This window comes from Flagellimonas lutimaris, from assembly GCF_051494225.1.
In the GTDB taxonomy this organism is placed as follows: Bacteria; Bacteroidota; Bacteroidia; order Flavobacteriales; family Flavobacteriaceae; genus Flagellimonas; species Flagellimonas lutimaris_A.
Genome location: NZ_JBNPYE010000001.1, coordinates 1,015,836 through 1,042,700, shown reverse-complemented (window position 1 = coordinate 1,042,700; position 26,865 = coordinate 1,015,836). Strand labels below are relative to the sequence as shown.

The window sequence follows — 26,865 nt, the reverse complement described above, 5'->3', positions numbered from 1 at the left end:
AATATTTCATTAACCCTACTTTTGATTGGTTCCCACTTCAAACTCAAGATAATATTCAAAAAAGGGCAAAACCTGTTGTGGAATACGACCATCTTTTGTGTATATATTGTTTACGTGTGTTCCAATATATTCTTCTGCAAAATGTGTTATACCTAAATTCTCCAACTTTATACTGAACATTTTGCATTGCTGGGTAAACCGCTCGCCAGCGTTTCGTCCCCAATCCATTTTAATGGCCTTTAAGCTTTTAAGATTATCAATGTAATTTTCGAGATTGTAGAAAGGCATGTTGTCGTGCCATTTTTTAAGGGTTTGCTGATGTATTACCAATTCCCCATCTTCATATCCGAATGGAAAATCACAATAAAAAGGTAGATTATCTGGATTGGGCGACCAAGAACGGGCAAAGGCCACCATTACTTTTCCAAAATATGTTTTTTCCAACTCTTCATAGGTAGATATTTCAGATAGTTCTTTGAAAGTGTTGCTGTTAGGACCATATTCACGTACTATGGCTAAAGCTCCTGGACTAATGGCGTATACAGTATTGAAAACATCAGGGTATTTCATTGCAATATTCAAAGCGCCATAACCGCCCATACTGTGCCCGGTTATTCCACGGCTTTCCTTTTTTGCAATAGTTCGATAATTCTCGTCCATATAAGATACCAAATCTTGAACAGTAAAGTCTTCCCAGTTTCCAAATACGCCCGAGTTGGAATAAAAACTGCCTTCATAGGTCGTTTTTTGGTTGGGAATCACCAAAATAAAGGGTCGGATACGTTTGGTCGCTATGGCGAAATCCAAGATTTCCTTCATAGGCTCCAGCATGGTATGATCACCATAAAATCCATGTAAAAAATAGATTACGGGATATCTTTTGGTTCCTTCCCCATAGTTTGGTGGCAGGTATACCCCAACTTCTCGTGTAGGGTTCTCTTCAAAATCATTGGCCAAATTCTCCGAGTATATGGAATCGATTACAATGGTTCCTTTTGCGGTTTGTGCGTGCGTCACCTGAAAGGTAAAGATGACCAATAGTAATTTTAAAAGCGTTTTCATCAATCTGGTTTTAATGTTTAGTATCCACGGGCATTTCCAACAAAATCGAGGATAGTGTTTTGCCATGTTTGTCCATTCGCAGTGAGCGGGTAACCCCGCCCCTTAAGGCTTTTTGCACAACAAAATTCATCGCTGCCAATGTAGGAAGCTCATATCGGGTCACTTCACCCAGGGCGGTCTCCCCAAGAAACTGTTTCACTTTTGCTGAGGTAACCTGTTCTACCAATAGGGAATAATCCTTTTCATCAAATGCAATGACCGAGATATTTATAATATCTCCCTTGTCACCTGTACGTGAATGTGCTATATCTTTTAGTTTCATAGGTCAACTTTTAAAGTGTTCGACTTTTGGGGCCACCTTGCTTTTGTCCATTAAAATGGATTGTATGGCTATGATTTCAGTAACGGATTTTGAAACACCGCCCCCAGCTGCCGGGCCATTGGTATATAATGTTTCCACTTCGTTCACCAATTGTACGGCAGCTTCCTTGGTCTTTGTTTTGGCCGCTACGCGCAACCGTATTTCTTGGGGATTTGCATGGGAGGTTCTTTCTTTAAAAAGGCTGTCTATACCAATCAGATCAAATAAAATATCCTCAGGTTCCAAATATTTCGCCCGAAGCCCTTCCTCAATGATTTCAATGGCCAATCGGCTTCTTTCCAGCGCATAACTACCACCATAGCTTATCTGGGCATCTGCCATATATCCGTCACGATAGCCAACGGATACTTTTAACTTTCCGGTCAATGGTCTTCCCGTTGCTCCAGTGACCTTTACGATGTCTTTATCCAATTCTTGGAATGAAACCCCAGAAAAATCAGCAACCACATCCGGCGTCAGATACTCAGCAGGGTTATGTACCTCGTACAATAGCTGTTCTTTGCAGGTTGCAGGTGTTACCATTCCTCCAGCATCTTTTAATTTGGTGATGTGAAAAGAGCCATCTTCTGTGATTTCTGCGATGGGAAAACCAAGATTTCCCAGATTTGGAACATGTTTTTTGACTCCATCGGCAAAATATCCCCCGCATACCTGTCCGGCACATTCCATTAAATGACCCAGAACCGTACCTTTGCCCAATAAGGGATAATTCTCCAATGACCATCCAAATTCATGAACTAGGGGAGCCAAAAACAAGGAAGGGTCTGCCACTCTGCCTGTTAAAATAATATCAGCTCCATCTTCCAATGCTGTTAAAATTCCTTCCACGCCTAAATAGGCGTTTGCCGAAATAATTTCGTCCGCTAAAACCGATAAGGAATCGCCACTTTCCAAAAAATTCTGTGTATTGAAGTTGAGCATCGATATAACATCATCACCGAAAACAGCAGCTATTTTTAAATTAGCCAGGCCAAGTTCCTGTGCAATCCTAGCAGTTTTTTTGGCGGCTACCACTGGATTCGCGGCACCCATATTGCTTATGAGTTTCACGCTGTTTGAAACACAAAGAGGCAGGCAGGCCTTCATTCTATCTTCCAATAAAGGATCATATCCCAATGTTGGATCCTGCATTTTCTGTAATTGTGCCAATGCTATGGTACGCTCCGCCAGACATTCAAAAACGATATAATCTAAATTACCTTCTTTTATAAGGTCCACAGCGGGTTCGATACGGTCTCCCGAATAGCCTGCTCCTGATCCAATGCGAATTGTTTTTTCTTGTTTGATCATAGTTTATATGGGAATGGTCCCGATTAATATGGAAACAATGGTCATTACGATGGTAATGGCAAAGGCATATTTAAAAGTAAACCGCTGGTGTTCTGCCAAATCCACTTTTGCCAAGCCAATGAGCAAAAATGTGGTAGCTGTCAATGGGCTTAATGGAAATCCAGTAGTCATTTGCCCCAATATAGCGGCCTGTCCTACACTAATGGGCTCCACACCAAACTGGCCAGCAACTTCCGACAGTACCGGTAGAAATCCAAAATAGAAGGAATCGGGGTCAAAAACAAAGCTCAAGGGCATACTGGTAACCGCCATGATGACCGGAATTTGTTTCCCAGCACTGGCAGGAATCACATCTGCAGCCGCACTTGCCATTTCAGCGATCATACCGGATTCGGTCATGATACCTGTAAAGACACCTGCAGCCAATAAGATACTAGCCATCAATAGGGAGGCTTTGGCATGCGAATCTATTCGGGATGCCTGATCTTTAAGATTTGGATAATTGATAGTTAGAGCAATAATGGTACCCAACATAAAGGGTAGGGCAGGGGCAACAACACCGGTGATCAGAAATGCAATGACAGCAATCGTTAACAGGATGTTGAACCAGAACAATCGAGGTCTCCTAAGATGCATTTCGTCTTCTGTTATCTTTTTTGAATAACTCTTGCCTCTATCTTCCATGGAATTCAAATGAAGTCGTTTGGCTTCCTTGGAGCCTAAATACCATGCAATGACCAAAACGAACAATATCCCTAACAATTGGGGTATCATAACAGGAGTGTACAATTCTGTAATCTCGACCTGCAATGCCGTAGCTGCCCTAATGGTAGGGCCTCCCCAGGGTACCAAATTCATTGTTCCAGCACCGAGGGCAACTACACAGGCCAGCACCCTTTTATCCATTTTAAGTTCCTCAAAAAGGGGAAGCATGGCCGGAATGGCAATGAGAAAAGTAACTGCTCCGGAACCATCTAAGTGAACAATCATCGACAGGATAGCCGTACCTATGGTAATTTTAACCGGATTGCGTCCCACCAATTTAAGGATGGTATTGATAATGGGGTCGAACATACCAGCATCGGTCAAAACACCAAAAAACAATATGGCGAAAACGAACATGGCGACCACTGGTGCAATGTTTTTGATTCCTTGCATGGCAAAATCAGCGGTATCCAGACCGAAGCCTGCCATCAACGAGCCTACAATGGGCACAATGATCAAAGCGGAAAGGGCACTTACCTTTTTGGAAAGAATAAGTGCTAGCAGTACCACTGTTATCGCTATGCCCGCAAAGAGTATCAATTTTTATAGACTTTGTCCAAAAAGTTATAGCGCGCATCGTTCTCCGCCTTGGTCGATCCGCTCTCCGTATCAATGACCATTACTGGAGGCTCACTCTCATTTGCTTTGGCGGCATCCCAGTTGGGAACTTCATCGCCATTGGGATTTCCAGTTTTAATGAAATTGGCAAAAAACTCTTGCATAGTGCTGGAGGTTTTGTAATCATCGGCGGTCCAGGCATAATCATCCACAAGAGGCAAATTGCCCATGGCATACTCTATTTCTGCAGCATGTGGTGCTCCAATAGGTTTTGGCATTTGAGGCGCATTGGAACCCCGTTCCACGGTCCCGCCCGCTAATCCAGAGACTAGATTTTGATCGCGTAAAGGCGGACGTATCTTACTGTATAGATAACGGTAAACGGATTGGTCTGAGTTTTTACGGTGCAAATCGAACCATTTCCAGGTACTATATGCAATAAAATTATCGGATGCCAAATTGGTCGCTGCCCATTCAACCTCTGTGGGTGTACCATGAGGATAGAGCTCCAAAACCTCTTCGTATTTTTTGGGATAATTTTGCTTTACCTTTTCTACAAAGGCCTCTTTTGTAATCGGGCCCTGCGTAAATGCCATACCTGGGATTTCGGCAGAGTTCCATCCAACCAATAAGGGCACTTGCGCTTGTTGTTTCGAAGCAAATATTTCGGGCAGTGTTTTTGGCAGTAGATAACCATCAATGACCATGGGGAAACCAAACCTTTGGGTGTCGTTGTACTTTTCATAAATCTCTCTTGTGCTCAGTTTTCGCAACGCAGCTATGCTTTCTACACCTATGCTTTCAAGAAATTGTGTTCCTTGTTTTTCGGCTTCTTCCAAGGAAACGGGGGCCATGGTCGGTACAATGGCTGCCCCGCTTTCCCCAATAGCTCCTGCAATAAGATTTTTTGATAGGGGAGATGCCATCTGGACGCTTACTCCTATTGAACCGGCAGATTCCCCTGCAATCGTCACTTGGTCGGGATTCCCTCCAAAAGCAGCAATGTTGTCCCGTACCCATTGAAGGGCCATGTTCTGGTCCAACTGGCCATAATTTCCAGAGGCCTTATATGGAGCCTCCGCTGTCAACTCTGGATGAGCCAAATTTCCAAAAACGTTCAAACGATAGTTGGTAGTCACCACTACTATGCCCTTTTTGGCCATACTCTCACCGTCATAACGGTATTCGGAGGCATCGCCTGCTACATTGCCCCCGCCATAAAAATAGACCAAAACGGGAAGATCCTTGTCATTGTACTTGGCAGGTGTCCATACATTCAGGTATAGACAGTCCTCGCTTAAACCTCTTGATCGCGATTTCATATCCCCGAACACCATGGCCTGAACCGGGCGTGGCCCAAATTCCTTAGTTTCCTTGATGCCCTTCCAGTCATCTAAGGGCTGTGGAGCTTTCCATCGCAGTTCGCCCACAGGAGGCTTTGCAAAGGGAATACCAAAATACTTTTGAATGCCCGTATGGGTGTCATAGAGTCCCTCTATCGTTCCGTTCTTTAGGTCAACCTGAACGGGAAAAGCATTATCGTCCTGAGCTGTTATCGTAAGACCAAAACCCAGTAAAACCAGAAAGCTTATAGCTAATTTCTTCATTATGCGTTTGATTATTTGTTATTGTAACAATTTGTTACAATAATAATTTGTTTTTACGACTTTTCATGCTTTATTTACAAAAAATTCTATTTTGAACACTGATAAACATTCTCAAAACCTTAAAAAAGAGGACTATCTTTCTCATATCGCATTTGATTCGGTCATATTCGGTTTCAATGGAAAAGATTTAAAAATACTAGTATTGCAATACCACAATACAGGCCTATTTGCATTGCCCGGAGGTTTTGTGCGACGAAACGAAAGCTTGGACGAGGCGGTAGCTAAAGGTGTGGTGGAACGAACGGGAATCGACAATATATATTTGGAACAGTTCCAGACTTTTGGAGGACTTGATAGATTTGATTCCAAAGCTATGGAGAGGATATTGGAAATGAACGGGCTAGATCCCAAGGCCAATGAATGGCTATTGGACCGATTTATATCCATTGCCTATTATGCGCTAATCAATTTTGAAGAAGTAAATCCAGTGCCTGATGCTTTGGCTGACAGCATTGATTGGTATTCCTTTGACGAACTTCCCCCTTTGATGATGGACCATTTGGAAATTGTACAAAAAGCACTTGAGACCCTGCGCTCAAATCTGGACAGAAAATTATTGGGGATGAACCTGTTGCCCGAAAAATTTACGATGAGAGAACTGCAAAGCGTCTATGAAAAAATCATGGGCGAACCGTTCAAGCGAACCGCTTTCCATAGAAAAATGTTGGCGACCAATGCCTTGATCCGTCATGAAAAAAGATTTACGGGAGGTGCCCATAGAGCTCCTTACTTGTATAGCTTTAAAAACTCATTTATAGAAAACCAGTAGTTGAATAATCTTGGCTATCCCTTGTTCTAACACTTGTTTTACTTTTGGATCTAAATTATTGAATTTTAAAGATTACCCTTTGATATCTTGTTAGGGCTGATAAACCAGTATTCATACCTTCAACTATCAGATGAAATTCCCCATCTGCTTGAGCCATTTCGGGAATTTGTCATATCAATTTATTGTTTTCAAGTGTCACGTTTGCTGCTCCATCTTCTGAATCCAAGTAGTGCCAGGCCATCTTAATTCGTTTCGCTCCCCATAAATATTGCGGGTCATTTCCATCTCTGAAACCATAATTGTGCCCTTGCCGTCTCCTTTCCAGTGCCACATGGAACTCGAATAGATTAAACCTTCGGTATCAAATTCATTGGTGTACATGAGAAACCGAATAAAGGTATTTACATCGTAGATTTCACCGTCTGTGGTAACAATGGTGCGTCTTCTAAACTAGTAGCGATTACAAACAAAAAGGAGAGTAGAGGCTGGATTTTTTATTATGAGTATTATGATTCACTACCGATTTAATAGCAAAATTTGATAATTAAATAGATTCAGAAGGATGCTGCCAAGGTCCTCGATAATTACGCTTTAATAATGTGGTAGCTTCGACATCATCAACAACAATTCTTTTTTGTGGATTGTAAACCAAAGGACGCTCCAATCCCATGGAAAGGTTGGCCATGATGCAGCTTGCAGTGGAAATATGACCTTCTTCCACGTCCGCTACTGGCAGTCTATCTTTTTCAATGGAATCTAGTAAATCTAACATATGACCTCTTGTAGCGGGTGCTGTATGCAACTCAATATCCTTTTCCTTTAAATCCTCTGGATATTGCTCACGTTCGTAAACCACTTCTCTTTTTATTGTTTTACCACTATCATTCGGAATAAACTCATATTGGAACACACTTCCTTTAAAAGTGCCTTTTTCACCATGTATAAAAAATGCCCAAGGATACTCTGGGTCTGCCGGGTTGCCCCAGCTTCGGTGTTGCCATACACAATTGAGCTCATCAAATTCAAAAATAGCGGTTTGCGTGTCGGAAGTATTAGCAATAGAATCTTTTTGCACATAAATCCCACCAGTGGAACTAATTTTTCTAGGCCATCCGAGCCCCAACATCCACCGAACGGCATCCAACATGTGGACGCACATATCTCCTACAATGCCATTTCCGTATTCCGTAAAGGCACGCCATTTTCCATGCGGTAAGCCTACAAAGGGTCTCAATGGAGCTGGGCCTGACCAAAAATCGTAATTAAAATAACCAGGAACTTGCGTAACTGGCGGATTTTCATTCCATCGCATGTGGTAATAACAGCACATTTCCACATGTGATATTTTTCCTAATAGTCCAGCATCAACAATATTTTTCTTCCCCTCTATTAAGTGAGGGGTGCTTCTACGCTGTGTACCTACTTGTACTTTTTTACCAAGTTTTCGGGCCGTTGCCAGAATAGCTTCACCTTCCAAAATATCAAGGCTAATGGGTTTTTGAAGGTAAAGGTGGGCACCTGATTCCATGGCTTCAATGGCTTGGAGTGCATGCCAATGGTCTGGTGAGCCAATCAGAACAATATCCAAATCCTTTTCAGCCAACATTTTTCGATAATCTTGATATAATCTTGGCTTTTTACGAGATTTTTGTCGTAGCGATACTAAATTGGCCGCTTCTCCCAAATGTTTTTGGTCTACATCACAGAGGGATACGACTTCGACATTGGCTACTTGAATCAGTTTGAACAGATCACTTTTGCCATACCATCCACAGCCGATAAGACCCACATTCCATTTTTTTGGGGAATACATTAAATCAAGCCCATAGGCACCAAAGGATGAAAGCGCCATGGCAGCGGTAGTGCCGGATAAAAACTTCCTTCGGTTGATATAAAATGGTGCGGATTTCATAAATCTAAAGGCTCCACTTATTTCCTACTTCATCTAGGTTCAGACAGCCATGGTAGGCTCCTGGAATAGGGTCGTAGTTCAATACATTTTCCCCTATTTGCTCCGAGGTAAAATAGCCCCATAATGCGGTCGATTTTAACGAGCGATAAAAGCCTACCGGTTCTGGGTTTCCAATGGCAGTTCCCCAAACACTGCTTTCAAATTGACCAGAATTTTCCTCCGCTTTTTGGAGGGCTTTAATTTGGTCGGATTCGGATAGGGAGACAAAGGCATCCCCATAATCGATTCTGCAGTCATCATTGAATTTTGCGATTTCTTTTCGAACATTATTTTGTCCATCCGTATCGTACAAATTGGCATAGACCTTGTCAATAAAAATATCCACCTTTACATCCAAAGCCCCTGGAGTTTTTGTCCGTGGTAAAATCATATCCACTATTTTGGATACGAAGGCTGCTTCGTCCATGGTCAAGAATTGTGGTTGCCAATCAACTCTGGATTCGTTTTTGCATGACTGTAATAGTGAAAACAATGAAGGGCCAGCAACGACAGCAGCTGCCATACTTCCTGTAAATTTTAAAGCTTTTCTCCGGTCCATAATCAAATGTTGAATTTTTTAAGTTCTTCTACTGCATGATTTGCGGCTCTTGCGGTAAGTGCCATATAGGTGAGTGAAGGATTTACACATGAGTTGGAAGTCATACAAGCACCATCGGTAACAAACACATTTTTTACCGAATGTATTTGATTGGTGCCGTTCAAAACGGAAGTTTTTGGGTCACGGCCCATACGTGCCGTTCCCATTTCGTGAACGCCGTAGCCTGGTTCGTGTTCATTATCGAAGCCAACTACATCTTTCACTCCAGCCTTTTCCAACATTTCGACTGCATCTTCTTGAATTTGTTTATTCTGGGCCAGTTCGTTTTCCTTGTATTCACAATCGATGGATAGGGTAGGTTGTCCCCATTTATCAGGTACCTCCTTGTTCAGATATACTTTGTTATCGTGATAGGGCAGACACTCTGCAAAACCTGTAATGAAGAATTCCCAAGGCCCTGGTTTCATAATACTGTCTTTATAGTTGCCTCCAAATTCTTTGCGGTTGGCGGCTTCGCTATTGCCCATACGGTAACCTCCACCTTGATATCCAAATCCACGTAAAAATTTATCCGTTTTTGAGTTTTCGTCGATGTTCCAATACCGTGGGATATAAATCCCGTTTGGCCGGCGTCCGCTGTAATATTTGTCATCAAAGCCTTCAACTTTTCCAAGGGCACCAACGCGGTATGTATGATCCATTAAATTGTGCCCCAATTCCTCACTATCGTTACCCATTCCATTAGGGAAACGGTTGGAGGTGGAATTCAATAGTATCTGTGTTGTACTTAAGGTGGAGGCGTTACAAAAAATGATTTTTGCTTTATACTCAATAGCTTCATTGGTTTCTGCATCAATAATTCTAACACCCGAAGCTTTGCCTTTTCCTTCATCGTACATAATGGACTGAACAACGGAATAGGGCCTAAAAGTTAAGTTTCCAGTGGCATTGGCCGCAGGAAGTGTTACGGCATTACTGCTAAAATATGCACCATAAGGGCACCCACGACTGCATCGGTTTCGATATTGGCATTGCCCTCGTCCATTCAGTGGTTGTGTAAGATGTGCCACGCGCCCAATGATCATATGTCTTCCAGGAAAATTGCTCTCAATTCGTTTTTTGACTTCTTTTTCCACACAGTTCAGTTCCATCGGGGGAAGGAAGTGGCTATCGGGAAGCTGTGGTAATCCTAGCGCTTCGCCACTGATACCGGCAAATTTTTCTACGTAAGTATACCATGGTTCCAAATCTTTGTAGCGGATTGGCCAATCTACTCCGTGACCATCTTTGGCATTGGCCTCAAAATCCATTTCACTCCAGCGGTATGTCTGTTTGCCCCATAGGAGCGAACGGCCACCCATTTGATGGCCTCGTATCCAAAGAAAAGGCTTTACCTCGGTATAGGGGTTTTCCTCGTCATTGGCATAAAAATGTTCTGTATCCTTACCTATAAATCCTGATCGGATGGCCTTATAATGTTTTTTTTGTTCCTCAGGCGTTAATCCACCACGAAGTTCCATGTCCCACGGATCAAGATTGGCCGTGGTGTAATCTTTTGGGTGTTCAACCATGGGACCTCGCTCTAAAACCAAGGTTTTCAATCCTTTTTGGCAGAGTTCTTTGGCTGCCCATCCACCACTTATTCCTGAACCAATTACAATGGCATCGTAGGTATATTTGGCATCGGCATCAATATTAAAGTTTGGCATTTTGGTGTTTGGTTTAGATTTTTAAGATTAAAATTGTTTGCCATTTCTTATAATGGTTTAGGTGTTGCTATTATGGCTTTTCAGCTTTTTCCTTGTCAAAACTGTATAGGTAAGGGGCTTTGTTGGCCGCCCCGGTATATAATTTTTCGTGTCTTTTTAAAAAGTCCATACTTAGCATTTTACGTTGAAATGTAGTACGCCGTAATTTCTTGTTCAAAATAGTTTCGTATACCTTTCGCAATTCTTTCATGGTAAACTTTTCAGGTAAAAGATTTGTCCCGATCGGTTTTTTACCCAAATCATTTCTAATGGCTTCCAATGCTTTCTCCACGATTTCTTTATGATCCATCATCAAAGGGGGAAGGTCGTTGATACTATACCAGTTTATGGAGTCGGAAAATTTATTAGGTGCAGGTCGCACTTGATTATAATCTATCAAGGAATAGTACCCAATGGTGATAAACCTATCCAGCACCCAATTATCCTCTTCTAGTTCGTAACCCAATCCACGAGCAATTTTTTTTGAAGGCTCCGGATCGGACCTGTTCAACTTTCCGAAAGTGTGGAACTGCTCCAAATGTATTTTTTTTAGCCCTGTACGTTTCATGACCCCTTTTTTAACTGCATCGAGTAAATTTTGATCACGTCGAATGTATCCTCCGGGGAGTGCAAACATGCCAGAGTTTTGATATTCTAGGATTAAAATTTTTAGTTCTTCTCCTGTAAAACCGAAGATTACAGTATCAAAAGAAACGTTGGTCAGGTATTTATTTTCTGAAGGTAGCATATTGTAAACATCGCAAAATTTACATCAAAAAAATATAAATATATAAAAAAGAAGGTGTTATTGTAGCAAATTGATACAATAAGAAACTTTAAAGATGAAAATATCAAATTTGTTTATGGTCATGGTCCTCACCCTTGGCAGAGGGTGATAAAATGGAAAAGAAGTTTTTGGATAAAGCTGGAATATCATCCATAACAGAACTTCGAAAAATGAGTACTCGTGAAATCTATAATGAATCTCAACGTTTTGGGTTTTCAGTAGAAATTGACGGTTATTTTCTTCCCAAAATATTACGAGAAATATTTGAAGCAGGGGAACAAGCTCAAGTGTCTCTTTTGCTGGGGTGGAATTCAGCAGAAATACCAACAATGGGATTGATGCAGGGTCAACTGCTCACCGTTGATAACTATTAAGAGTAAAAAGCAATTTTATCCAGAGGATTGTCAAAAGGTGCTGGAGTTATATCCATATGGTTCGATTTACACCGAAATAATAGCGATCAACCTATTTATAGCTATTTGTATTCTAAAATAAGACCACCTTTAAGGAATACCAATTTGATTTCAGGTTTGGCAGTGAAACCATTGTAAGCAATGGTAGTACACCTAGGGCTCCTGAGCCTGTTGGTGTACCGCATGCTTGTGAAATTGAATATGCCCTCGGAAACCTTTCACTTGGTTGATGATTATCCAGGGACAAAAGATGATTATAAAGTCTCTGGAACCATGCAGGACTACTTTGTCAACTTTATTATCCTTGGCGATCCCAATGGTGTGAAATTGTCCAACAGACCCTATGTGAATACCTCCAATAGCAATCCGTCTGTTATGATCATCGATATTGAAAATGAATCCATCCCTGCGGATAAAGATGAAAGGTATAAATTCTTGGATGAAGCATACGGGAATAAGTATTGTGTATTTTTAACATTTAATTGATTTATTGTTGTTTTTTTAACCCTTAAAAATATAGTACATCGACTAACCGTGATTTTTGGTCAGCCTTTATACGCAGTTGGCTGAGAATCACACATAATGGCAATTTCATATTATTTATGCCCCAGTTTTGATATAATTAATATTTTATGTTAAAATATTGCCAATTGTAAAATTTTACCTATTATTGTTCCTGATTGAGACAATATGCACAATCTTAATCAAACTAAGTAACTAAACTAAATAGACTATCTATGAATCAAAACAGAATTCAGATTTTGACAAGGTGGGCCGATTCGGTTAAAACGTTTCAGGCTTTCGTTTTGTCAATGGCATTGATGTTGGTGGGTGGCTCTGCATATGCAGCAGGCCCAGACCTGGATGAAACTACTTCACCCCCTTACCAAGTAACCATAACCGGAACGGTTGTGGACAATTATGGTGCTCCATTACCGGGAACCAATGTAATTGTAAAAGGTACTACTAATGGTACGCAGACAGACTTTGATGGTAAGTATACCATAACAGCAGCTTCTGACGCAACCTTAATTTTTTCCTATGTTGGATTTAAGACAACGGAAATTCCTGTAAACGGAAATAGCACCATTGATGCAACAATGGAAGAAGATGCGGCTGCTTTGGATGAGGTTGTGGTAACTGGGTATGGTACCCAGACAAGAGGTGAACTTACAGGTTCTGTTGGAACTGTTGATGTTTCGGAAGCTACAAAAACCCCAATCGTGAATGCTGCAGAAGCATTACAGGGTCGAGTTTCTGGTGTTACCATCACAAACAACGGTACTCCGGGTGCATCACCTGTTGTGCGTATCAGGGGTTATGGAACTGGTAACAGTAACGATCCACTTTATATTATTGATGGAGTGCAGACGGATGACCCAAGTATTTTGAATTCCATTAACCCGGCAGACATTCAGCAAATGAACGTACTTAAGGATGGTGCAGCTGCTATTTATGGTGCCCGTGCCTCTAACGGTGTTGTTATCATTACTACTAAAAGTGGTGGGTATAATTTGGATACGGCAAAAGTTACCTTGGATATGTATACTGGTTTTTCAACTCCGACAAATGTTCCAGATTTGTTGAACACTCAACAACATGGAGAAATGATCTGGCAAAGTATCCTTAATGATGGGGGTACACCATCGCATCCACAATATGGTGATGGTGCAAGCCCAGTTGTGCCTTCAGTAATACAAGGAGATGTTCCGGTAACTATGAATGTTAAACCAAACGGTGGTACAGACTGGTTGGATGAGATTTACAGAACAGCAATTACACAAAATGCTTCCATTACCTTGGAAAATGGTAATGAAAAATCTAAATTTCTTTTCTCTGCAGGTTATTTGAACCGTGAAGGTATTCAGATTCACACCGGTTTTAAAAGGGGTAATGTAAGATTAAACTCTGAATTTAAAATTGGGGATAGAATTAGAATTGGTGAACACGCGAATATTTCTTTTGATAGAAGAAGTGGAGGACAATCATGGTTCAACTTTGCTACCAGAATGTCGCCATTGGTGCCTGTTTATGACGCTGAGGGCAATTTTGCAGGAAGCTACAGTAACTCCAATGGTCTTGCCAATCCAAACAACCCGGTTGCAGAAGCTACTAGACAAAAAAATGATTTCAGGAAAGCGTTTAGAGTATTTGGTGATGTTTATGCTACCGTGGATATAATGGACGGATTGCAGTTTAAAACATCTATTGGTGGTTCCATCAGAGCGTATAACGATCGACGATTCAGAGCATTGATTCCTGAATCTCCGGAACCAATCTCTACAAATACTTTGACCGAGGCCGATCAAGATACCTATGAGTGGGTTTGGACCAATACTTTGAGCTATAACAAATCTTTCGGCGATCACAGCATCAATGCTTTGATAGGTATTGAAGCCTTGGATAACCATGGTAAAGGAAAAGAGATTTCCAGAACAGGTTACTTTTTTGAAACACCAGACTACTATTTATTGAGCAATGGTGGTGGAGCTGCTAACGTAGCATATGCTTATGATAATTCATCATCTCTGTTCTCTTTGTTCGGAACTGTAAATTATGATTATGATGGCCGTTATTTATTAACAGCTACCGTACGTCGTGATGAGTCTTCTAGATTTGTTGGTGATAACAAGAGCGATATATTCCCATCTTTCAGTGCTGGGTGGGTTTTAAGTAACGAATCATTTTGGCCAGCGGATTCTTTCTTGAGCCGATTGAAGTTGAAAGGTTCTTGGGGGCAATTGGGTAACCAAACACTTCCTGTGGATAACCCAACAGTGAACTTTTCTGTTTTGAGTGAACAATATGCCAACTATGCGTACTCCGGTAGTGGAGGGGCTACGCAAGGAGCCATTCTTTCTGCTGCAGGTAACCCTAATTTGAAGTGGGAAACGAGTGAAACTACCAACTTTGGTATTGAACTTGGTTTCTTTGACAACAGATTGAATCTTGCTGCAGAATACTTTACAATTAAAACCAAGGATTTGATCAATCAGGATGGAAGCTTGTACAGCTCAACAGCTTTAGATGCAGCTCCACCTTATGTAAACCTTGGGTCAATCCAAAACAAAGGTGTAGATGCAACTTTGAGTTATGCAGATCAAACTACATCAGGTTTTAGCTACGGAATTGATTTAAATTTCTCGAGCTACAAAAATGAAGTAATTGATTTAATAAGTGCCTTCCAGACTGGATTCGGAGGGTTTAGAACTACCGGAACAGTTACCAGAACACAAGAGGGTGAGCCAATTTCTTCCTTCTATGGTAGAATTGTGGATGGTATTTTTTCTTCAGAATCTGAGGTTGCAGCAGCACCCGATCAAGGTTTTGCATCTGATGCTGCAGGAGTTGGTAGATTCAGATATCGTGATTTGAACAATGATGGAATAATCAATGATGATGATAGAACTTTTATCGGTTCTCCTCACCCGGATTTTACATACGGTGTTAACTTAACAATGGGTTATAAAGGCTTTGATATGTCAGCATTTTTCCAAGGATCACAAGGAAATGACATCTTCAATAATGATAAAGTATATACTGATTTTCCATCCTTTTTTGATGCAAACAGAAGTACTAGAGTTTTAGATTCTTGGACCCCTCAAAATACTGATGCTTCACTGCCAGCATTGAGTCAGAGTATTACAAACAATGAAGGTCAAGCGAATTCCTTCTTTGTAGAAGATGGATCATACATGAGATTGAAGAACCTTCAGATCGGATATACACTAAGCGAAGATGTATCCAGCTACTTAGGAATGGACAGCGTTAGGTTATATTTACAAGGAACCAACCTATTTACTATAACTGGTTATGACGGTGTTGATCCTGAATTGCAGCCTAGATTTTTGAACAGTGGAGCTATAGACAACCTTACGATAGGTGTATCTGACAACAACTATCCTTTAGCTTCAATTTATTCCTTTGGGATTAATCTTAAATTTTAAAAAATGAAAAAGAAAGTAATATATTCAACCTTATTAGCAGGGCTATTGCTATGGGCCTGTAGTAAAGATTTTACGGAAAAGGCAGCTACTGGTAATATTCCAGATTCGGACTTAAAGACCGCAGTTGGTGTAGATCTTAAGTTGACTGCAGCATATTCGGCCATGGACGGGGAGCGTGTTAATAGACAAGGAGAAGGTGTTTCCGCTGGAGGTGATAACTGGTGGGCCGATGTTGTTTCAGACGATGCCCACAGAGGAAGCGAAGATGGTGATAATACTGCTTTGTTTCAAGTTGAAACCTTGGATTGGCAAACAGGTAATAGTTGGTTTTTGGGAAGATGGAGTGCCCTTTTTGGAGGTGTGAACCGTTGTAATGCCGTTTTGGATCTGATCAATCAAATTGAAGAAGGTGATTTTACCCAACAGGCAGGAGAAGCCTATTTCTTAAGAGCTTATTTTAATTTTGAGCTCCAGAAGTTTTATGGGAATGTACCTTTTATTTCTGTTGAAAATTTGGTAAACGAAGAGTTCAACCAACCTAACCCTGGTCCAATTTGGGCACAGATTGAGGCTGATTTGACCGAAGCTATAAATAATCTGGGCGATGAAGTTGTTGTAGGAAGGGCAAATGCCTGGGTAGCCAAGGCTTTCTTGGGGAAAGCTTATTTGTACCAAGGAAAATATGATCAAGCACTTCCATTATTCCAAGATGTTATCAACAATGGGCCATATGCTCTAAACACAGAATTTGTGGACAACTTTAATGCGGCTGGTGAAAATGGACCAGAATCCATGTTTGCTATTCAGTTTGCTTCGGATGATGGACGTTCCTATAACGGAAATGGCGCAGGAACATTGAATTATCCTGGTGGAGGTCCTTTGGGAACTTGTTGTGGTTTTTATCAGCCAACGCATGATTTGGTAAATGCATATAAGACAGATGGTAGTGGATTACCATTGTTGGACACGTATGCCGATACTGATGTAGTTAATGATTATGGAATCAACAGTGATGAGCCATTTACTCCACATACTGGTCCACTAGATCCTAGATTGGATTATACAGTGGGTAGAAGAGGTATTGATTACAATGGATTTGGAAATAACCCAGGGAAAGAATGGATAAGAGCATCTTTCGGTGACATATCTGGTCCTTATTTGCCTAAAAAGAACTTTTACCAGGTCGATGAGGTTGGATCCAACCGTGGTACCGGTGGTTGGGGATCTGACTGGTCAGGTATCAACTATAACATTTTACGCTTTGCGGATGTATTGCTAATGGCCGCTGAAGCTGCCACCGAGCAATCCACTCCTGATTTAGCTTTGGCTTTGAACTATGTAAATCAAGTAAGAAACAGAGCTAAAAACATGAGTTATGTGCAGGCACTTGATGCCGATAATAACCCTATTCCTGATACCGATGCGGCCAATTATCAAATAGAACCTTATGTTTCTTTTGATAACCCAGATTTTGCCCGTAAAGCGATTCGTTTTGAGCGTCGTTTGGAATTTGGTATGGAAGGACATAGATTGTTCGATTTAAGAAGATGGGGTAATGCAATGGAAACTATCACTACCTATCTTCAAAACGAAGGAGAAGATTTTGATGGATCAGGGTACGATACCAAATTTAAAGCTTACTCCGCTAAGCATGATTTGTTCCCGATTCCAATTAACGCCATAGACCAGAGTGGTGGTGTATTGACACAGAACCCTGGTTATTAAAGATGTGTAGTCCGAGTTAGTTTAATTTAATTCGAGTCAATAGGTTGTCAATGTATATTGGCAACCTATTTTTGATTACAATCCTTTGAGTTGATTTTCATGCTTCTTGACTTACTTTTTATTCAACCAATCACTAAAATAGAATCTTTGATAAATAATTGATTAAATTTTAATTAATAAAAGATTACTGCTTTGCAGTAAGGAAAAGTCTTGCTACATTTTATTTTTTATCAATCTGTAAATATCGTCATCCACAATGTTCAAATATTCCGTTTTAATTGTACTTGTTTCCCTAATTGCTATTTCTTGCTCTAAAAAGCAAGAGCATACGCTATTTTCCAAAGTTTCCTCTAACCATACTGGAATTACATTTAACAATCAAATTGTTGAAACGGATAGTTTCAATATACTCACGAGCGAATACATCTTTAATGGAGGAGGAGTAGCGGTGGGAGATTTTAACAATGATGATAAACCCGATATTTTCTTTACAGGAAATCAAGTGACCAACAAGTTATACCTTAACCAAGGTAATTTCAAGTTTAAAGATGTCACGGAAACTTCTGGTGTTGCGGCAGCAGATAAATGGAAAACCGGAACAGCTGTCATCGATATTAACAACGATTCCCTTCTCGATATCTATGTTTGTGCGGCCATGTATGCCTCACCAGAGGAAAAGGCCAACATGCTCTTTGTGAATCAAGGGGTGGATGATAATGGAGTCCCCATGTTTAAGGAAATGGCCAAGGAATATGGCGTTGCAGATACCGGAAATAGCATGAATGCGGCTTTCATCGACTATAACAAAGATGGCTTTTTGGATCTGTATGTGCTCAATAACGTAGACATTCATATTCTACCTGCAAACTATCGTGAAAAAATAACCGATGGTTCATCCTTGAGCAATGATCGTTTGTACCGCAATAATGGGGACAACACTTTTACAGATGTTACTATGGAAGCTGGTATAACCATTGAAGGATATGGCCTTGGTGTCGCCATTTCAGATTTGGATTACGATGGTTGGCCCGATATTTATGTAAGCAACGATTATTTGAGCAATGATATCCTATATATCAACAATGGGGACGGAACCTTTACCGATAAAATCAGTGATTTTGTAAAGCATCAAAGTAAATTCTCCATGGGCTCTGATATAGCCGATTTTAATAACGATGGCTATCTGGATATTGTCACACTTGATATGTTGGGAGAAACTAATTACAGATTAAAAACAACCATTAAAACGACCAAGTATAATGATTACCAAATGAATGATAGGTATGGCTACGATTATCAATATATGCGTAACATGCTTCAGATGGGCCAGGGCCCCGATATGCCCTTCAGCGAGATTGGGTTAATGGCGGGAATTGCCAAAACCGATTGGAGTTGGTCGCCGCTTTTTGTTGATGCGGATAACGATGGGCGCAAAGATGTATTGATAACCAATGGTTTCCCTCGCGATATAACAGATCTTGATTTTGGTGAGTTTAACTTTAATGTTCAGAAGTATTTGACTACTTCACAAATTTTGGATTCCATTCCTGTTGTAAAAATTCCGAATTATGCATACCAAAATGTTGGCAATGGTCAGTTCAAGGATGTAGGCAAGGAATGGGGATTAAGTATACCCTCATTTTCAAATGGAGCTGCATTTGCTGATTTAGATGCAGATGGTGATTTGGATTATGTGGTAAACAACATTAACGACGAAGCTTTTATTTTCAAGAATAATCTCGAAGTTGAACAAAAGACAGACAAGAACTTTCTTCAGTTGAATTTAAACGGTCCAAAATCGAATCAGGCAGGTTTGGGTACCAAGGTAGCCCTACGCTTTAAAGATGGAACTTTTCAATATTACGAACATCAGCTCAATAGGGGCTATTTGTCCACCGTGGACAGCAAGGTGCATTTTGGTTTGGGAGCTAAGAAAGACATCACTTCCCTGGAAATTGTATGGCCGGATGGAAGTATTCAGGTTCTAAAAGATGTTAAAAGCAACCAAACCCTAAGTATCAACCATAGTGATGCCGCCTCTTCAACGGGACATGAATTGGCATTTCCTTTGGCACCCAAAGAATCTAAACCCATATATCAAGAAATTTCAGAGCAAGTTGGGGTCAATTATGTTCACCAGGAAACAGATAAGGCAGATTTTTATGTTCAACCTACACTCCCTCACAAACTCACCCAAAATGGACCTAGTCTTGCAAAAGGTGATATTAACGGTGATGGATATGAAGATTTTATAATCGGTAGTTCATCAGGATATTCACCTATGATCTTTATGCAAGATGCCAATGGGGCTTTTTCCAGTTCACCATTGTTTGAAGATGAAAAAAATAAAGAACACGAAGAAACCAGTATAGTTCTTTTTGACCTTGAGAATGATGGAGACCTTGATGTTTATATGGTTGCCGGTAGTAATGAGTTTGATCTAGACTCTCCGTATTATCAGGATTATTTAATGATCAACCAAGGTAATGGGAAATTTATAATGGCAACCGATAAGGTTCCAGAAATAAATTCAAGTGGCTCTGTAGTTGAGGCTACAGACTTTGATGGAGATGGTTATGTAGATTTGTTCGTGGGAGGTCGTACCCCATTTTCTCAGTATCCAAAACCAGATAATTGTTATTTGTTGAAAAATGAAAAAGGCACCTTGTTGGATGTTACCGAGGACTATAACAAAGCCCTCAGAAATCCTGGAATGGTAACTGATGCCATATGGACAGATTTAGATAAGGACAATTTACAAGACCTTGTTTTGGTAGGGGAGTTTATGCCCGTCACCATTTTTATGAATAAAAAGGATAAATTCGAGTCTTTGGACACTACTGGGATTCAGCAACTTTCTGGATGGTGGGAATGTGTTTTGGCCGAAGACTTTGACGGTGATGGTGATATTGATTTATTGGCAGGAAATTTAGGAATGAACAATTTATATAATCCCTCACAAGAAAGACCGGTTACCATGTTGGCCAAGGACTTCGATAATAATGGAGCCATTGACCCAGTAATGTTCGCGTATTTCAAAAGTGATTTTGAAAACCCGACATATGAACCCTATCCCATTAATTTTTGGGGAGATCTTATAGGCCAAAGCCCTTTGTTTAGAAAAAAGTTTAATTATTTCCGTGAATATGCCACAACCACCAAAAATGAATTGTTCACTCCTGAAGAGCTTGAAGGAGCGGACGAGTTAATGGCTAATTATGATCAAACCAGCTATTTTGAAAATGATGGAAGTGGACAGTTCAAAGTGGGTAAACTCCCATGGCAAACACAGGCAGCACCTATAAAATGTATGATTGCAACAAATACTGATACGGACACCTCTACCGATGTGCTAATGATAGGCAATGATTATGGAAATGAAGCTTTTATTGGTAGGTATGATGCTTTCAATGGCGGTGTATTATTAAATGATGGCAAAGGAAGTTTTGACTTTAAAAATGCTGAAGAAAGCGGTTTTAAAGTAACTGGAGACGCAAAAGACATGATATTGGTGGAAAAGGCAACTGGAGGAAACCCATATGTTATAGTTACACAAAATAGGGGTAGGGCGTTAGTGTTTACCAAAACAGAGTAATTCAATTAAGTAAAGTAGAGCCTGTACTCTTCAAAAACTATTGCTGCATATCGAAGATTTCCGCAGCCTTTTTGGCAACATTTATCCTAACTTGGGATGGATTGGCTCTTCGATATGCTGCTTTGGTCTTAAAGGCCAAAACCGTTTCAATAGCTGGGTATACGGTAATATTCTGCCCCATGGCCCCCTTGGCGGAATAAGCGCCTTCAAAGCGTTTGTCTTCTACATTTTGCCATAACCACCACATGTAACCATATCCGTAATTCACCCCGCTCCCTTTAAAAACTGGGACATTTTGGTTCAGTTCTTTATACGTGGTTCGAGTCTTTAGCATTTCATCTACCCATGATTCACTTACTACTTGTACATCTTTCCATTTTCCTTTGTTCAACATCAACAAGCCCAATCGCGCCATATCTCTTGTAGAAAACCACATGGGGTATGCCAAATATTTCGAAATTTTGGTGTTCCCCTGTTTGTGTTGTACGGAACGATCCCAGTCCTGCATATGTAACGGATTCGCCAATTGCCGTTCCACTTCATCGTAGATGTTTTTGCCTGTTTCCTGTTCAAAAATGAAACCTGCCACATTAAAATCCCAATTACTGTACAGCCAATGGGAACCGGGTTCCACCGAACCTCGTTTCGGGGCATATTCCTGCATGCCTCCAGGATATCCTTCGGGATGGTAAACCCCAGATCTTGCAGAAATAATATCTTTAACGGTAGCCTTTTCCTCAATGGGAAGAATGCCCTCTACATCGTCGATGCCCAACTCTTTAATGGTTTTGCTCAAATCGATGGTACCATTCTCTACATATTGCCCGTAGAGCATGGATAGCACACTTTTTCTACAGGAAGCGATATAACTGAGTTCTTCCAAATCACCAAAATCAAAGACCACCTTACCCTTATGCACAATCATGAGTCCAGTGATTTTTGTACTATCAATCAAATATTTCCTAAAAGCCTCTGATTTTTCGTTTTGCCATGGTTGGACTTCATCTTCCGTTGCCGAATGCCAAACCCTATCTGGAAATGTTTGGGCGTCCAATGTTAGGCAGCAGAACATTAAAAAGATGAAAAATAGTCTCATAATGGTCGGTTTTTGTTATTCGGTTTTAGTGAACCAAAGGTTGCGAACCCTACCGTTGGATATCCACCCCCCTATGATTTTCCCATTTTCTCTTTTGAATCTGATGTAGGACAATGGATAAAAACCTTTTAGCAGGTCTTTTTTCTTTTGTTCAAGGTTAACTTTTCCATGTCTAATATGATGGGCGTAGAATTCACCATCATCATAATGAATGGTGTAAGCGGTTTCAATTTCAGGACTAAAATAGGTGCCTACATATGCTTTGGCCAATGATTCGGTTAACTCCTCTTGTTTCAATTTGGAAAACACCATGGGCTTACCACTTTCAGGGTAAATGGTCATGGTTCCACTTTTGAATTTAATTTTAGTATCATTTTCCGATGAAATGGCGATAAATTCATCGTTTTGAGTGGGCAAAAATGCATTTCTTCCTAAATACAAGGTATCTCCGCTTATGGTAAGTTGTTGTTCGGAATAGGTTTCATCATCCCAATACGTTCCAGAATAAGACTCCATTTTCTTTTTGGAAATTGAAACCATGCCCAATTTCTTGGCTGATGGTTTACCAAAAAGGATTTCTACTATGTTGTTGGATTTACCGGCAGGGCCAGAACTTGAAAAGTTGGTAATAACGGCAATACTGGTTTCCTCCTCCGGAAAAACAGCAATGTTAGATCTAAAACCACCGATGGATCCTCCATGGCTCACTCGTTTTTTACCATAAAGCTCATCAACATTTACCCCAAAGGCATATTTGTTAAAACTACCATCGTTAAGTGGGTCTAGAGTCTGCATCATATCAAATGCAGGTTTCCATCCAGGTAACGCATTGTAATAGTTTTTAAGATATTTAAGCAAATCCGAGGTTGTGGTATGCATATTTCCCGAGCCAACATAGCCCCAATACTCCACGGAACGAACAAAACCATCCAAAGTTTGGTTATAAGAAGTGGCATTGTTGGGAACAATTCTGTCATAATCGACTTCCACATAGGTGTCGTTCATGCCCAAAGGGATGAAAACTTCTTCCTTCATATAATCTATAAAGGATGTATTAGTGACTTTTTCAATAATATTGACCAAGAACATAAAGCCCGTGTTGCAATACATGTATTCCGAACCAGGTTCAAAATTGAGTTCGGTTTGTTTTGCAATGATTCTATTCAAATCGGCATTGGTCCTAGTATCATCTCCTCGCCAACCCGCTAGTCCAAACAATGCATGAAGACTTCGCAACCCACTCGTGTGGTGAAGCATATGCCGAATAGTAATCCTATTTCCAAATGGTGCGAGTCCATCAATATATTTATCTATGGTATCGTCTATGGAAAGTTTGCCCTCCAGATGCAGTTTTATAATGCCCAAAGCACTGAACTGCTTGGATACAGAAGCCACATTAAATCTCGTTCCCGTGGTGTTGGGAACCAGATATTCCATGCTGGCCAGCCCGTAAGCTTTGGAGAAAACCACATCGTCCCCTTGCATAATCGCAATGGCTCCTCCAGGGTGGTTGGGTTTGTTCCATTGTACAAACAAGCTGTCTATTTGTGATAGTTGGCCTTCGCTAAGTTGCGCATCGACCAAACCCCAAAATAGAAGGGCGAGGGTAAAGAACAGTTTGGGGAAGAGCTTTTTCATGATGCTATTTATCTAACCCTGCTTGCGCCAACGTAATCAAAAGTGCCAATTTAATGGACTCATCACCAGGTTCGTCGTTTACGTACCATTCGTGCAGAGAATGTGCGCCACCTCCTTTGCCTCCACGGCCAATACATACCGCTGGGATACCTTTGGAAACAGGAATGTTTATATTGGTGGAACCTCTTCCAAGCGATGGGTTTACTCCGAAGAATTCTGTAGCGGCCATACTTCTCTGGACCAATGGAATTTCAGGGGATAGTTCACCTGAAGGACGATCGCCAATTTTGATAAGCTCATAGGTCACTTCACCTTGTACACCACTGGCATTGTACTCTGCGATGGCTTTTTCCACAGATGATTTAAAAATAGTCTCAATTTCATCCAAGTTTTTTGGACTAATGGCGCGCATATCCACTTCCATCCAAGATTCAAAGGGGATAGAGTTAACAGAAGTACCGCCGCCGATTCTGCCCACGTTAAAACTTGTTTTAGGGATGTTGCCCGAAGTGTATTTCCAAGCCGCCTCAGAAAAAACATCAATGGCTTTGCCCATAGCGTGATGTGGGTTGGCAAGTCCAAAAGCTCCCCACGAGTGACCACCTTTCCCTTTTACCAACAATTTATAGCGTTTGGAGCCCAATCCGGCATTGCTAATACGACCCATGCTGCCTCCATCTATGGCAATCCAAGAATCTATATTCAGACCGGATTCGTTGAACATATATTTCATGCCACGCAAATCTCCCAAGCCTTCTTCACCAACCGAACCTACAATAAGTACATCTTTTTCTGTTTTGATACCAGCCTTGTTCATAGCTTTGAGCATGGATATAAGATTTGCCAATGCACGGGTATCATCACCAATACCAGGAGCTTTTAATGTATCTCCAACTTTTTTTACGGTTACATCGGTACCTTCCGGGAATACAACATCAAGGTGGGCATCTATACCTACATATCCCGATGCTCCAGCAGTACCTTTTCTAAGTCCGATTACATTACCGACCTTGTCAGTCCAGATGCTGTCAATGCCAGCTTCCTTGAGCATGTTTCCAAATACCACTCCTTTGGCATCTTCTTTGAACGGGGGCGCTAATACCTCTGTTAAGGTGATGTGGTCTTCAGTGGTTTGTTCTTTTTGCTCTTCAATAAGAGTAAAAGCAGCCTTTACCTGTTTTGCTTTGACCAAACGTGCTACCTCTTTTGTGTATTTTTTTTCGATGCTTTTGCTTTCTTGTGCCAAAATTGAATTAGAAAAGATGCCGGCAATCATCAATAAGCTTGGTACGATTTGTTTCATTTTCATCTATTGTTTTTTTAGAACTATTCCTGATTTTATATCCTTGAATTCCCCATTGTCTACCGCCAAACCACCGTTTACGATTACGTAATCGATTCCTTCTGAATATTGGTGTGGTTTTTCAAATGTGGCTTTGTCTATCACAGTTTCGGGGTTAAATATGGTAATATCCGCTCTCAAGCCTTCTTTGATAAGTCCGCGGTCCGATAAGTTAAGACTTTGTGCGGGTAAATAGGTCATTTTTCTAATGGCTTCGCTGAGCTCCAAGGTGTTTTTTTCTCTAACATAGCGTCCGAGGACTCTTGGAAAAGTTCCATACCCACGTGGGTGTGGATGTCCCATTCCCGGTTTCACCAATCTACCGTCCGATCCGATCATGGTAAAAGGATGTTTCATGATATTCTCCACATCTTCTTCGGCCATGGCATGGAAAACACATCCTGCACCGCCATTTAATTGCGCTTTGATTACCATTTCGGCCCCATTTTCCACAGAAGGCTCTAAATTATTTTCCTCGCACCAATATTTTAATGTTTTCCCTTCCAATTCCGGTGCCCATTCCACTTTACCAAACTGTACACGGTCCAAATCAGACCCACCTCGGTCGTTTAGTATATTGAAAACAATGCCATTTTTAATACTGTCCTTAAGCACTGGATCTGCGATTCGTTTTTTAAATTCTTCTGGTCCACCAGCCCTTGCCCAGTTGGGTATTAAGACTGAAATGCCAGTGTAACTAGCGGCATAAGGGTATTGGTCCATTTTAATGTCAAGTCCTTTTGCCCTAGCCGAATCTACCATAGCCAAAGTTCTTGAACTTTTGCCCCACATGGGTTTTCCAATAGCTTTGTGATGGGTCAATACAACAGGAATATCCGCTTCTTCCGAAATTTTGATGGCTTCGGCAACAGCATCAAAAAGTCCCAAACCCTCTTCTCTTAGATGTGATGTGTAAATACCGCCATAACTTGAGGCTACCTTGGAAAGACTGATGACTTCATCCACTTTTGAAAATGCTCCCGGGAGATATTTTAATCCTGTGGAGATACCGAAAGCACCATCTTTCATGGCACTGTCCACTTCGGCTTCCATAGCTTTGAGTTCTTCGGCTGTGGGAGCTCTGTTCTCCAGCCCCATAATATTCCTTCGAATAGTGTTGTGTCCTACCAAATAAGCCACGTTCATCCCAACCCCTTTATTTTGGAGACTGTCCATATATGGTTTGAGCGGGTAAGGCGAACTGCCATCGGGTCCGCCCAAAGATGTAGTGACTCCTTGCCTCACATGACTTTCACAGGAATTAAGTTCCATGATAGGCTCAATGTGTGTGTGCATATCAATAAAACCAGGAGAAACAGCTAGTCCGGAAGCATCAATTATTTTATTTGCTTTGGCATTGCCAAATTCACCAACTCCTACAATTAAGGAATCTTTGATGGCAATATCGGCAACTATCGCATCACCGCCCTTACCATCGTAAACGGTACCGTTTAAAATGAGAAGGTCATAGGTTTCTTGGTTGCTGCAAGAAGAAATCCATAGTAGACATAGTCCCAAGATGGTTTTATAAAGCTTATTGGAATTGTTTTTAGTCATAATTAAAGGGGTAT

The 26,865-nt window shown here is 40.9% G+C and carries 21 protein-coding genes; 6 read left to right on the top strand and 15 right to left on the bottom strand.

All coding sequences use genetic code 11. The annotated features are described in order from the left end of the window. Positions 1-15: 15 nt before the first annotated feature. From ACQQ5U_RS04625 to ACQQ5U_RS04605, 5 genes are read right to left on the bottom strand one after another with little or no spacing between them, the layout of a single operon-like run. Positions 16-1,062, bottom strand: coding sequence for an alpha/beta hydrolase (locus ACQQ5U_RS04625; RefSeq protein WP_437395778.1), 1,047 nt, complete (start codon positions 1,060-1,062; stop codon positions 16-18). Between the two features lie 10 nt (positions 1,063-1,072). Further along, entirely contained in the window at positions 1,073-1,384 is a 312-nt protein-coding gene (locus ACQQ5U_RS04620; protein WP_437395777.1) for an AtuA-related protein, read from the bottom strand. A gap of 3 nt (positions 1,385-1,387) precedes the next feature. After that, positions 1,388-2,734, bottom strand: a complete 1,347-nt coding sequence (locus tag ACQQ5U_RS04615; RefSeq protein WP_437395776.1) for an acyclic terpene utilization AtuA family protein — start codon at positions 2,732-2,734, stop codon at positions 1,388-1,390. Positions 2,735-2,737: 3 nt separating this feature from the next. After that, positions 2,738-4,039, bottom strand: a complete 1,302-nt coding sequence (locus ACQQ5U_RS04610) for a CitMHS family transporter (RefSeq protein WP_437395775.1) — start codon at positions 4,037-4,039, stop codon at positions 2,738-2,740. Continuing rightward, a complete protein-coding gene (locus tag ACQQ5U_RS04605; protein WP_437395774.1) occupies positions 4,036-5,664 on the bottom strand; it encodes a carboxylesterase/lipase family protein in 1,629 nt (542 codons plus the stop codon). The genes ACQQ5U_RS04610 and ACQQ5U_RS04605 overlap by 4 nt, the downstream gene beginning before the upstream one ends. Positions 5,665-5,755: 91 nt before the next feature. On the opposite strand from ACQQ5U_RS04605, the gene ACQQ5U_RS04600 reads away from it, so the two are divergent. Next, on the top strand, positions 5,756-6,493 hold the full coding sequence (locus tag ACQQ5U_RS04600; RefSeq protein WP_437395773.1) for an NUDIX hydrolase: 738 nt from the start codon (positions 5,756-5,758) through the stop codon (positions 6,491-6,493). A 55-nt stretch (positions 6,494-6,548) separates the two neighbouring features. Here ACQQ5U_RS04600 and ACQQ5U_RS04595 read toward each other — a convergent pair whose 3' ends face one another. The 6 genes from ACQQ5U_RS04595 to ACQQ5U_RS04570 form a co-directional block, all read right to left on the bottom strand. Continuing rightward, positions 6,549-6,650: a hypothetical protein gene (locus ACQQ5U_RS04595; protein WP_437395772.1), complete on the bottom strand. Its 102-nt coding sequence runs from the start codon at positions 6,648-6,650 to the stop codon at positions 6,549-6,551. A gap of 38 nt (positions 6,651-6,688) precedes the next feature. Then, positions 6,689-6,928 (bottom strand): nucleoside hydrolase-like domain-containing protein, encoded by a 240-nt coding sequence (locus ACQQ5U_RS04590; protein WP_437395896.1) that lies wholly within the window; start codon positions 6,926-6,928, stop codon positions 6,689-6,691. Positions 6,929-7,037: 109 nt separating this feature from the next. Further along, the gene (locus ACQQ5U_RS04585; protein WP_437395770.1) at positions 7,038-8,405 is read right to left on the bottom strand and encodes a Gfo/Idh/MocA family protein; all 1,368 of its coding nucleotides are present in this window, start codon (positions 8,403-8,405) and stop codon (positions 7,038-7,040) included. Between the two features lie 4 nt (positions 8,406-8,409). Next, entirely contained in the window at positions 8,410-9,003 is a 594-nt protein-coding gene (locus ACQQ5U_RS04580; RefSeq protein ID WP_437395769.1) for a gluconate 2-dehydrogenase subunit 3 family protein, read from the bottom strand. 2 nt (positions 9,004-9,005) lie between these two features. Continuing rightward, entirely contained in the window at positions 9,006-10,712 is a 1,707-nt protein-coding gene (locus ACQQ5U_RS04575) for a GMC oxidoreductase (protein WP_437395768.1), read from the bottom strand. Positions 10,713-10,782: 70 nt separating this feature from the next. Continuing rightward, entirely contained in the window at positions 10,783-11,499 is a 717-nt protein-coding gene (locus ACQQ5U_RS04570) for an NUDIX hydrolase (protein ID WP_437395767.1), read from the bottom strand. A gap of 152 nt (positions 11,500-11,651) precedes the next feature. Here ACQQ5U_RS04570 and ACQQ5U_RS04565 point away from each other — a divergent pair, with 152 nt between their 5' ends. The 5 genes from ACQQ5U_RS04565 to ACQQ5U_RS04545 all read left to right on the top strand — a co-directional run bounded on the left by ACQQ5U_RS04565 (position 11,652) and on the right by ACQQ5U_RS04545 (position 21,218). Continuing rightward, a complete protein-coding gene (locus tag ACQQ5U_RS04565; protein WP_437395766.1) occupies positions 11,652-11,912 on the top strand; it encodes a hypothetical protein in 261 nt (86 codons plus the stop codon). Positions 11,913-12,092: 180 nt separating this feature from the next. Further along, positions 12,093-12,437, top strand: a complete 345-nt coding sequence (locus tag ACQQ5U_RS04560) for a hypothetical protein (RefSeq protein ID WP_437395764.1) — start codon at positions 12,093-12,095, stop codon at positions 12,435-12,437. Positions 12,438-12,688: 251 nt separating this feature from the next. Beyond that, positions 12,689-15,898: a SusC/RagA family TonB-linked outer membrane protein gene (locus ACQQ5U_RS04555; RefSeq protein WP_437395762.1), complete on the top strand. Its 3,210-nt coding sequence runs from the start codon at positions 12,689-12,691 to the stop codon at positions 15,896-15,898. 3 nt (positions 15,899-15,901) lie between these two features. Next, entirely contained in the window at positions 15,902-17,623 is a 1,722-nt protein-coding gene (locus ACQQ5U_RS04550) for a RagB/SusD family nutrient uptake outer membrane protein (RefSeq protein WP_437395761.1), read from the top strand. A gap of 256 nt (positions 17,624-17,879) precedes the next feature. Then, complete coding sequence (locus ACQQ5U_RS04545) at positions 17,880-21,218, top strand: VCBS repeat-containing protein (RefSeq protein ID WP_437395760.1); 3,339 nt, start codon at positions 17,880-17,882, stop codon at positions 21,216-21,218. Between the two features lie 37 nt (positions 21,219-21,255). Here ACQQ5U_RS04545 and ACQQ5U_RS04540 read toward each other — a convergent pair whose 3' ends face one another. Genes ACQQ5U_RS04540 through ACQQ5U_RS04525 form a run of 4 tightly spaced genes read right to left on the bottom strand, consistent with a single transcriptional unit; the run spans position 21,256 to position 26,851 of the window. After that, entirely contained in the window at positions 21,256-22,314 is a 1,059-nt protein-coding gene (locus tag ACQQ5U_RS04540) for a serine hydrolase domain-containing protein (protein ID WP_437395759.1), read from the bottom strand. A 15-nt stretch (positions 22,315-22,329) separates the two neighbouring features. Further along, positions 22,330-23,952 carry a serine hydrolase domain-containing protein gene (locus ACQQ5U_RS04535; protein ID WP_437395757.1) on the bottom strand — a complete coding sequence of 541 codons (1,623 nt, stop codon included), beginning with the start codon at positions 23,950-23,952 and terminating at the stop codon, positions 22,330-22,332. 4 nt (positions 23,953-23,956) lie between these two features. Further along, on the bottom strand, positions 23,957-25,255 hold the full coding sequence (locus ACQQ5U_RS04530) for a M20/M25/M40 family metallo-hydrolase (protein WP_437395755.1): 1,299 nt from the start codon (positions 25,253-25,255) through the stop codon (positions 23,957-23,959). Between the two features lie 6 nt (positions 25,256-25,261). Continuing rightward, positions 25,262-26,851, bottom strand: a complete 1,590-nt coding sequence (locus ACQQ5U_RS04525) for an N-acyl-D-amino-acid deacylase family protein (protein ID WP_437395753.1) — start codon at positions 26,849-26,851, stop codon at positions 25,262-25,264. Positions 26,852-26,865: the final 14 nt, after the last annotated feature.

What these genes read in the sequence shown, in the direction of transcription:
- ACQQ5U_RS04575 (WP_437395768.1), bottom strand. Translation starts at nt 10,712, where the DNA reads ATGCCAAACTTTAATATTGATGCCGATGCCAAATATACCTACGATGCC.
- ACQQ5U_RS04570 (WP_437395767.1), bottom strand. Translation starts at nt 11,499, where the DNA reads ATGCTACCTTCAGAAAATAAATACCTGACCAACGTTTCTTTTGATACT.
- ACQQ5U_RS04535 (WP_437395757.1), bottom strand. Translation starts at nt 23,952, where the DNA reads ATGAAAAAGCTCTTCCCCAAACTGTTCTTTACCCTCGCCCTTCTATTT.
- ACQQ5U_RS04625 (WP_437395778.1), bottom strand. Translation starts at nt 1,062, where the DNA reads ATGAAAACGCTTTTAAAATTACTATTGGTCATCTTTACCTTTCAGGTG.
- ACQQ5U_RS04555 (WP_437395762.1), top strand. Translation starts at nt 12,689, where the DNA reads ATGAATCAAAACAGAATTCAGATTTTGACAAGGTGGGCCGATTCGGTT.
- ACQQ5U_RS04550 (WP_437395761.1), top strand. Translation starts at nt 15,902, where the DNA reads ATGAAAAAGAAAGTAATATATTCAACCTTATTAGCAGGGCTATTGCTA.
- ACQQ5U_RS04540 (WP_437395759.1), bottom strand. Translation starts at nt 22,314, where the DNA reads ATGAGACTATTTTTCATCTTTTTAATGTTCTGCTGCCTAACATTGGAC.
- ACQQ5U_RS04545 (WP_437395760.1), top strand. Translation starts at nt 17,880, where the DNA reads ATGTTCAAATATTCCGTTTTAATTGTACTTGTTTCCCTAATTGCTATT.
- ACQQ5U_RS04615 (WP_437395776.1), bottom strand. Translation starts at nt 2,734, where the DNA reads ATGATCAAACAAGAAAAAACAATTCGCATTGGATCAGGAGCAGGCTAT.
- ACQQ5U_RS04620 (WP_437395777.1), bottom strand. Translation starts at nt 1,384, where the DNA reads ATGAAACTAAAAGATATAGCACATTCACGTACAGGTGACAAGGGAGAT.
- ACQQ5U_RS04595 (WP_437395772.1), bottom strand. Translation starts at nt 6,650, where the DNA reads ATGGCTCAAGCAGATGGGGAATTTCATCTGATAGTTGAAGGTATGAAT.
- ACQQ5U_RS04560 (WP_437395764.1), top strand. Translation starts at nt 12,093, where the DNA reads ATGGTAGTACACCTAGGGCTCCTGAGCCTGTTGGTGTACCGCATGCTT.
- ACQQ5U_RS04580 (WP_437395769.1), bottom strand. Translation starts at nt 9,003, where the DNA reads ATGGACCGGAGAAAAGCTTTAAAATTTACAGGAAGTATGGCAGCTGCT.
- ACQQ5U_RS04605 (WP_437395774.1), bottom strand. Translation starts at nt 5,664, where the DNA reads ATGAAGAAATTAGCTATAAGCTTTCTGGTTTTACTGGGTTTTGGTCTT.
- ACQQ5U_RS04530 (WP_437395755.1), bottom strand. Translation starts at nt 25,255, where the DNA reads ATGAAACAAATCGTACCAAGCTTATTGATGATTGCCGGCATCTTTTCT.
- ACQQ5U_RS04585 (WP_437395770.1), bottom strand. Translation starts at nt 8,405, where the DNA reads ATGAAATCCGCACCATTTTATATCAACCGAAGGAAGTTTTTATCCGGC.
- ACQQ5U_RS04565 (WP_437395766.1), top strand. Translation starts at nt 11,652, where the DNA reads ATGGAAAAGAAGTTTTTGGATAAAGCTGGAATATCATCCATAACAGAA.
- ACQQ5U_RS04525 (WP_437395753.1), bottom strand. Translation starts at nt 26,851, where the DNA reads ATGACTAAAAACAATTCCAATAAGCTTTATAAAACCATCTTGGGACTA.